Below are 7,558 nucleotides of genomic sequence, written 5' to 3'. Positions count from 1 at the left end.
AGCCCGCAGATCACCACGGCGACCAGGACGTCGAGAGCGACGACCCGGTCGAGCAGGGGGTACCGGCTGGGGGGAGGTGCAGACTGATGCGCGTGATCAGGGCTACTTGTTCGATGTGTGGTCAGCAGGCGGAGACCGAAGAGGTGCCGTTGACTTGGCTGACGTCGGTGGAGAACGGTCGGAAGCTGGTGTACTGCGACCGTTGCACCAGGGAGAACGTCCGGAACATCGAGGGGAAGCTGGACTCGGTCTACTGGTAGAAAGCCGCGTCGATTGAGAAGACGGCGGATCGGGGTGTCGATCCGGCGGTGATCCGTCCGACGCAGGAGTGAGGGCAAGAACTCCTGCGAAGGGACCGGATCAATGACAGTCACCGAGAGCGCGGCCGGGACGGCGACCCGGCGGCAATGGATCGGGCTGGCCGTGTTGTCGCTCGCCACGCTGCTGGTGTCACTGGATCTGTTCGTGATGCTACTGGCTGTGCCCGCGGTGACGGCCGCGCTCGGCGCGACAGGCAGTGAGCAGCTGTGGATCCTGGACGTCTACGGGTTCATGGTGGCCGGGCTGATGATCACCATGGGCAACCTGGGTGACCGGATCGGCCGGCGCCGGCTGCTGCTGGCCGCGGCCGCGGTGTTCGGGGTCGCTTCGGTGGTGGCGGCGTACTCGACGAGTCCGGAGATGCTGATCGGCGCCCGGGCCGTGCTCGGGATCGCGGGGGCGGCGATCGCGCCGTGCACGCTGTCGCTGATCTCGACGCTGTTCCCGGACGCGCGCCAGCGGGCGTCCGCGCTGGGTGTCTGGGCGGGCTGCTTCACCGTCGGCGCCATCGTCGGCCCGGTGGTGGGCGGCGTGCTGCTGGACCACTTCTGGTGGGGTTCAGCGTTCCTGATCGGCGTCCCGGCGATGGCGGTGCTGCTGGCGGTCGGGCCGTTCCTGCTGCCGGAGTACCGCGACGAGAAGGCGGGCCGCCTGGATGTGGTGAGCGTGCTCCTGTCACTGGCGGCGATCCTGCCGGCCGTGCACGGGCTGAAGCAGCTGGCCTCGCACGGCGTGAGTGCGACGGCCGTCGGCGGACTGGTCGTGGGCGTGGCGTTCGGTGTGCTGTTCGTACGGCGGCAGCGGCGGCTCGCGGACCCGCTGGTCGACGTACGGCTCTTCACCCGCCGGACGTTCACGGTGACGTTGGGCAGCATGATGACCTACTCGATGCTGTCCGGTGGCGTGATGGTGTTCGTCGCGCAGTACTTCCAGCTCGTGCAGGGGATGACCCCGCTGACGGCGGGGATTGCGCTGGTGCCGGGCATGGTGACGTCGACGGTGGCGTTCCAGCTGGCGCCGCGGCTGGCCCGCCGGATCCGTCCGGGCGTGCTGATCCCCGGTGGCATCGCCTTCACGATCCTCGGGATGGTTGTGATGAGTCAGGCGGAGTCGACTGCCGTCCTGGTCGTCGCCTTCGCCGTGGAGTGCATCGGTGCCGCGCCGTTGGTGACGCTGGGCACCAACCTGGTGATCGGGTCGGTGCCGCCGGAGAAGGCCGGTGCTGCCGGTGCGCTGACCCAGACCTCGAACGAGTTCGGGTACTCGCTCGGCATCGCCGTACTGGGCAGCGTGGTCGCCGCGACGTACCGCAGCCAGATGGACGGGCAGGGCGGCAGCTCACTCGCCGAAGCGCCCACCGCCGTACTGGATGCTGCTCGCGACGCCTTCACCGACGGCCTCCACGCGGCGGCTGGGATCACTGCGGTCGCTCTGACCGTCATCAGTGTCCTGCTGGTCCGCACGCTCCGCTCAGTCCCGGCGCTCGGCCGGCACTGACCGGGACAGTCAGTCGCGGGTGAAGCCGGGGAGGAACTCGTCCAGGACCGCGCGGAACGGCGCCTCGGCCTCGAGCTGGGAGAGTACGGCGACGCCGCCGATCCACACACGGTGGATCAGCAGGTAGGACGGCGGCAGGTTGAGCCTGAGCGCCAGCGACGCGTTCGGGCCGCGGAAGTCGCTGGTCCGGTTCGCCTGCTCGCGCATCCAGGCGCGGCTGAACTGGAACGTCTCCGCCCGGGCCGGCTCGGCGAACGGCGCCAGGTAGTCCATCAGCTGGTCCGGGTCGATCTCCATCCGGGCCTTGATGAATCCCTCGGCCCGGAGCCCGTCGCGGACCGCGGTCCCGTCACCGGCGAGCGAGATGCTCAGCAGCCGCCCGATCGCCGGCGGCAGGCCGTCCGGCAGCCGTGCGCACAGCCCGAAGTCGACCACACCGAGCCGGCCGTCCGGCATCACCCGGAAGTTCCCCGGATGCGGGTCGGAGTGCAGCAGGCCGGCCAGCTTCGGGCCGCTGAACATGAACCGGACGTACTTCAGCCCGATCTCGTCCCGCTCCTGCTTGGTGCCGTCGGTGATGTACGACGACAGCGGCCGGCCCTCGATCCACTCCGACACGATCACGCTCGGGGAGTGCTTGATGACCCGGGGGACGACGAACTCCGGGTGGTCCTTGAACGCGTCGGCGTACTGCTGCTGGGCCTGTGCCTCGCGGTCGTAGTCGAGCTCCTCGCCGATCCGCTCCTGCAGCTCGGCGATCAGCGGCTTCATGTCGAGGCCGGGGACCAGCGTGCCGAACGTCCGGGCGAACCGGCCGAGCTGGCGCAGGTCCGCGCGCAGCGCCTCGGCGGCGCCCGGGTACTGCAGCTTGACCGCGACCTCGCGGCCGTCCTTCAGCGTGCCGCGGTGCACCTGGCCGATCGACGCCGCCGCGGCGGGCAGGTCGTCGAACTCCTCGAACCGGTCCCGCCAGCGGCGGCCCAGCTCCCGCGACAGGATCGTGTGCACGGTCGACGCCGGCATCGGCGGGGCGGAGTCCTGCAGCTTGGTCAGCGTCGCCCGGTACGGCGCCGCGAGCTCCTCCGGCATCGCCGACTCCATCAGGCTGAGCATCTGCCCGAACTTCATCGCGCCGCCCTTGAGCTCGCCCAGGACGGCGAACAACCGGTCGGCGGTCTGGCGCTGGAACTCGGCGATCACGGTCTCGGCGGGGGCGCCGCCGATCCGCTTGCCCAGCCCGACCGTGGCTCGCCCGGCGGCGCCGAGCGGCAGGCTGGCAAGTTTCGCGGTCCGGCTCAGCGCCTTGCGGGGGAGGTCCGACACCCTCCCATTCTGTCCGGTCACCCAAGCCCGGCCCCGGCCGGGGGCCCGGTGTGCCGCGGGCGGCCGGGAACGACGAGGGGCGGCGTCCGGCACGTGCGTGCCGGGCACCGCCCCACGACTTGGTGCGTCAGGCCTTGCCGAGGATCCGGTTCAGGTTCGTACCGCACTCGGGGCACTTGGCCTTGGCCATGCGCGTGCCCTTGTCGTTGACCTTGACCTCGCCGTCGGCGGTGCGCTTGGCCTTGCACTTGACGCAGTAGAACTCGCCGCTCCAGGTCTCTGCCATGAGGGCCCTCTCCTTGCTCTGAATTTCAGCCCGGGGTTCTCACCCCAGGCAGTCGTGGATGCTAACGGCAGACCGTCCTGCCGTAGGCCGTTCGGCCCAGTCGGGATTCACCCTACGGCAGCCAGGCGCACGCTCAAGCGCACCTCCCGGCCCGCGCGCCGCTGGGATGACCCAGGGAAAGCCCTTTCCAGACTGTCCGCCAGCACAGAGCAGGCTCCCGGGGTGCCGCCTTCGGAACCGCTCGGCTTCCCCTCCGAACGGCCCCGGAGGCGGTCCGGGAGCCTGCTGACCCCGACGCTAGGAGGCGCGGGCGGCGCAGGCAAGGGCCGGTTGTCCACGCCTGTGGATAACCCTGTGTGCAACCTGTGGGGCGCGCCGCCGGGCACTGTGGACGGGCGGGGGAACAGGATGTGAACAACCGGGTTCGGCCGGCCCAAGATCTGGCGTCTGACCTGCGGAAACGCCGATTCACAGGATGTGGACGCAAGAAAGTTGTCGGATTCGGGGGGTACATTTCTGAGCCATGGCCGACTCTCCACCGCGCCCGATCCCGCCGTTCGTGGATATTCGCCGCAGCAAGCGGCGCAAGCGGACCGTCAGCGCGTACCGGGACGGGGAGCGGGTGGTCGTGCTGATGCCCGACCGGCTGTCCGCCGCCGAGGAGGCGCGCTGGGTCGAGACCATGCTGGCGCGACTGGACAAGCAGCGCAGCAGATCTCGCGTGTCGGACGAAAAATTGTTGGCCAGAGCACACGAACTCGCGTGTCGGCATCTGCCCGAAGTGCCCGAACCTGCGTCTGTGAGGTGGGTTTCGAACCAAAACAGACGGTGGGGCTCCTGCACTCCGGCGGACCGGTCGATCCGGTTGTCGACCCGGCTGCAGGCGATGCCGGGGTGGGTCGTGGACTACGTCCTGATCCACGAGCTGGCCCACCTGGTCGAGCCGGCCCACAACGCCGCGTTCTGGGCCCTGGTCCACCGCTACCCCAAGGCCGAGCGCGCCGAGGGCTATCTGGAAGGCATCTCGGCCGCCTCCTCCCTCGGCCTCGACGACTTCTGAGCACCACCCTTCGCGTCCGGCTCCTCACGCTCCGGCAGCCTCCCCCATTGGGGTGGGGAAAGCCGCAGGGGAGGGGTGGGGTTTCCCTCAGGGTGAACTCGGTGGCTTCCTGCATGGTGGCGACCACCCTCCTGCGACGAGGCTTTTGACCTGTAGCCAGCGCCACGCCAGGTGCGCTGGGTGGGGCGCCAGAGGGGGCGCAGAGGGGCAGGGAACGTATGGCCAGGGGACAGATCACGGTGCGGGTGGCGCGCTGGAGTGCCACCCATCCGTGGCGGGCGATCGCGATGTGGGTGGTCGTGGTGATCGCCTGCTTCGCCGTCGGCTCGGTGACCGGCACCAAGGAGTCCGACGGCGACGGCGACATCGGCGAGGTGACCCGCGCGGACAACATCGTGAAGTCCGGCAACTTCGCCGACCCGGACGTGGAGAGCGTGCTGATCACCTCGCCGTCCGGGACGCTCGACCAGGCCGAGGCGGCCAAGGCGGCGGGGGTGGTGATCCAGCGGATGCGCGCCCTCGGTGGGGTCGCGGAGGTCGCTCAGCCGATGCCGTCGCCGAACAAGGACGCCCTGATCGTCAGGGTCACCCTGAAGGACGGAACCGATGACAACCGTGTGCAGCCGCTGCTCGACACCACCGCCCAGGTCCAGCAGCAGTATCCGAACCTCCGGATCGAGGAGGTCGGCGGCCTGTCCATCGGCAAGGCTCTGGACGAGACGCTGGGCAAGGACTTCAAGCGTGCGGAGATGTTCAGCCTGCCGGTGACGCTGGCGATTCTCTTAGTGGCGTTCGGCGCGCTGATCGCGGCGAGCGTGCCGCTGGTGCTCGCGCTGTCCGCTGTCGCCGCCGCGATCGGCCTCTCCGCGGCCGCGTCCCAGCTCGTCCCGGCGGTCGACGCGGTGAACAGCGTCATCCTGCTGATCGGTATGGCGGTCGGCGTCGACTACTCGCTCTTCTACCTGCGCCGCGAACGTGAGGAGCGCGCCAAGGGCCGCGGTCACGTCGACGCGGTCGAGATCGCCGCGGCCACGTCGGGCCACGCGGTCGTGGTCTCCGGGATGGCGGTCATCATCTCGATGGCCGGGTTGTTCCTGGCCCGTGACGCGGTGTTCTCGTCCTTCGCGGTCGGCTCGATCCTGGTCGTCGCGGTGGCCGTCGTCGGGTCGCTGACCGTGCTCCCCGCCGTACTGGCGAAGCTTGGTCGCTGGGTGGACCGGCCGCGGATCCCGTTCCTGTGGCGGCTGACTGCTAGCAAGGGGCAGCCGAGGTTCTGGCCGGCAGTGCTCAAGCCGGCGCTCAAGCACCCGGTGGCCACGTTGCTGGTGTCGGTCACCGCACTGCTCGCGGTCGCGTCGCCGGCGTTGGGGATGACGCTGAAGTTCCCGGGCACCGAGGACCTGCCGCGCGACACCGCGGTGATGAAGGCGTACGACCGGCTCACCGCGGCGTTCCCGAGCACGGGCACCAGCCACGAGGTCGCCGTACGCGCTCCGGCCAACCAGCAGCCGGCGGTCGCGGCCGCGCTGGCCGAGCTGAACAAGCGCACTCAGAGCGACAAGCTCTACGCGCAGGACGGGCTCGAGGAGCCGCGGGTCTCCAAGGACGGCACGGTCACGGTGGTGGAGGTGGCAACGCCGTACGAGGGCGGTAGCCAGGAGGCGCGCGACTCGCTGACCAAGCTGCGCAAGGAGCTGATGCCGGAGACCGTCGGCAAGGTGCCTGGTGCCGAGTACGCCGTCGGCGGGTTCGTGGCCGCGGACGTCGACTACGCGGCCCACACGAAGTCGAAGCTGCCGCTGGTGATCGGGTTCGTGCTGCTGCTGACGATGATCGTGATGATGGTGACGTTCCGGTCGGTGGTGGTCGCGCTGACCGCGATCTTCCTGAACGTGCTGAGCGCGGGTGCGGCGTACGGGGTCGTGACGGCGGTGTTCCAGAACACCTGGGCCGAAGGGATCCTCGACTTCCGGTCGAACGGCGCGGTGGTCTCGTGGTTGCCGCTGTTCCTCTTCGTGGTGCTGTTCGGTCTGTCGATGGACTACCACGTGTTCGTGGTCAGCCGGATCCGTGAGGCGGTGCTGCGCGGTGTGCCGACCAGGCAGGCCGTTGCCGAAGGCATCACCGGTTCGGCAGGCGTGGTCACCAGCGCGGCGGCGGTCATGATCGGTGTCTTCGCGGTCTTCGCCACGCTGAGCACGCTGGACATGAAGCAGCTGGGCGTCGGCCTGGCCGTCGCGATCCTGATCGACGCGACGATCATCCGCGCGGTCGTGCTGCCCAGCATCATGACCCTGCTCGGCAACGCCAACTGGTGGGCCCCGAAGTGGCTCCGCGGCCGCCACCCCAAGCACGCCGCCCCGGCGGCTCCGGCAGAGGAGGAGCGCGAGCTCACCCCGGTCGGCTGACAATTCGAGTACGACGCGAGCGCCCCGCCGGACTATGGTGGGGCGCTCGCCTGTCGGACGAGGGAGGCGGCGTGAGCGCAGGTGCTGCGGGATCGCACCGAGTGCCGGACGGGCTCAGGTTTGTTGGCGGGCTCGGTGGGTGGCGGCTTTGACTCGGCTTTGGCATTGGGGGGAGCAGAAGCGGCGTTGGGCGTTGCGAGAGACGTCGACGAAGACGCGGTCGCATTGTGGGGCTGCGCAGACGCCGAGGCGGCCGGCGAGGTCGCTGCCGATGGCGATGGCGAGGCCGGCGGCGCAACCGGCCGCCCAGCCGTTGGCGAGTTCGTCGTTCGGTCCGTGAAAGTGCAGGCTCCAGGGCCGGTCCCGGCCGCGATCCAGTTGCGGCCGCGCGTTCGTGTCGAGCAGCAGCGCGTTGACCTCCGTCGCGGCCTGGTCGAAGTCATCTGACTGCGCCGCCTCGAAAACGATCCGCATCCGGCCGGCCAACTCGACGAGTCGCTCCGCGTCGGGCCGAGGTACGTCGGGCCGCGGATACCCGATCGCGGCCAGTGCATCCCCGACGGCCTGTGCCGCGTCGGTGGGCGCAGCGAAGGGTGAGCCGCCGGCGTAGCCGGGCGTCAGCCGGTTCACGTACTCCACCGCAGCAGCCAGCACGCTGCGCGT

7 protein-coding genes are annotated in these 7,558 nt (G+C 69.9%); 4 read left to right on the top strand and 3 right to left on the bottom strand.

Features of this window, described 5'->3' with window-relative positions; genetic code table 11:
• Both ACWCOV_RS09695 and ACWCOV_RS09690 read left to right on the top strand, forming a co-directional pair.
• Window positions 1–260 (top strand): hypothetical protein (locus ACWCOV_RS09695; RefSeq protein WP_449828812.1); only part of this gene is annotated, 260 nt, incomplete at its 5' end.
• A gap of 103 nt (window positions 261–363) precedes the next feature.
• Window positions 364–1,818, top strand: coding sequence for an MFS transporter (locus ACWCOV_RS09690; protein ID WP_449828811.1), 1,455 nt, complete (start codon window positions 364–366; stop codon window positions 1,816–1,818).
• A gap of 9 nt (window positions 1,819–1,827) precedes the next feature.
• Here the strand turns inward: ACWCOV_RS09690 and ACWCOV_RS09685 are convergent, their stop codons facing one another.
• Both ACWCOV_RS09685 and ACWCOV_RS09680 read right to left on the bottom strand, forming a co-directional pair.
• A complete protein-coding gene (locus ACWCOV_RS09685) occupies window positions 1,828–3,141 on the bottom strand; it encodes an ABC1 kinase family protein (protein ID WP_449828810.1) in 1,314 nt (437 codons plus the stop codon).
• 127 nt (window positions 3,142–3,268) lie between these two features.
• On the bottom strand, window positions 3,269–3,427 hold the full coding sequence (locus tag ACWCOV_RS09680; protein WP_012922897.1) for a DUF5679 domain-containing protein: 159 nt from the start codon (window positions 3,425–3,427) through the stop codon (window positions 3,269–3,271).
• Window positions 3,428–3,950: 523 nt separating this feature from the next.
• Between ACWCOV_RS09680 and ACWCOV_RS09675 the strand changes: the two genes are divergently transcribed.
• Window positions 3,951–4,487 (top strand): YgjP-like metallopeptidase domain-containing protein, encoded by a 537-nt coding sequence (locus tag ACWCOV_RS09675; RefSeq protein WP_449828809.1) that lies wholly within the window; start codon window positions 3,951–3,953, stop codon window positions 4,485–4,487.
• 218 nt (window positions 4,488–4,705) lie between these two features.
• Window positions 4,706–6,895, top strand: a complete 2,190-nt coding sequence (locus ACWCOV_RS09670) for an MMPL family transporter (RefSeq protein ID WP_449828808.1) — start codon at window positions 4,706–4,708, stop codon at window positions 6,893–6,895.
• 114 nt (window positions 6,896–7,009) lie between these two features.
• On the opposite strand, the gene ACWCOV_RS09665 is transcribed toward ACWCOV_RS09670, so the two are convergent.
• Window positions 7,010–7,549 carry a CGNR zinc finger domain-containing protein gene (locus ACWCOV_RS09665; RefSeq protein ID WP_449828807.1) on the bottom strand — a complete coding sequence of 180 codons (540 nt, stop codon included), beginning with the start codon at window positions 7,547–7,549 and terminating at the stop codon, window positions 7,010–7,012.
• Window positions 7,550–7,558 lie beyond the last annotated feature (9 nt).

The sequence above is a fragment of the Kribbella sp. NPDC002412 genome, from assembly GCF_053592935.1.
Note: the sequence above shows the minus strand (reverse complement) of the source record. Positions and strands in the feature narration are given on the sequence as shown.